1 pseudogene is annotated in these 563 nt (G+C 72.6%); it reads right to left on the reverse strand.

Annotation, left to right across the window (positions count from 1 at the left end):
* Positions 1-563: pseudogene (locus ACFPZJ_RS39820) on the reverse strand (universal stress protein); the annotation flags it as partial.

Genomic DNA, 563 nt, shown 5'->3' on the forward strand with positions numbered 1-563 from the left:
AGCAGCAGTCCGGCGAAGCCTCCACGCCCGCGCGCACCGACCACGATGAGCTGGGCGCTGCCGCTGGCCTCGATCAGCGCGGGCCGGGTGCGCCCGCGCACCACGCGCGAGCGTACGGTCACGTCCGGGTGCCGTTGGCGGTGCGTGGACAGGGCCCCAGGAGACTTTCCTCCGCCCTCTGTAGTTGTTGCACGTCACCGACCAGGTCCACGACATCCAGTGGGCGGTCCGGGGCCGGGCCGCCGTGGTCGGTCCAGGTGGTCCAGGCGTGCAGGGCCAACCAGATCCGCGCCCCGCAGGGCTGCCTCGGCGAAAGCGAACGCTATGGCTCCCTGCCCTTGGGGGGAGCCGTCCACCGCCACCAGGACAGGCCCGGCCGGGTCCGGCCGGCCGCGCACCACCATCACCGGGCAGGAGGCGTGGGCGGCCAAGTGGACCGCTGTCGACCCCAGCAACAGCTGCGTGAAACCACTCGTCCCGCGGTGGCCCACCACGAGGAGCTGCGCGCTGCGCGACTCCGCCTCCAGCGCAGTCACCGTCTCACCGGCGATAACACCGTGACT

Source organism: Streptomyces bullii, from assembly GCF_042657145.1.
GTDB classification, from domain to species: Bacteria; Actinomycetota; Actinomycetes; order Streptomycetales; family Streptomycetaceae; genus Streptomyces; species Streptomyces bullii.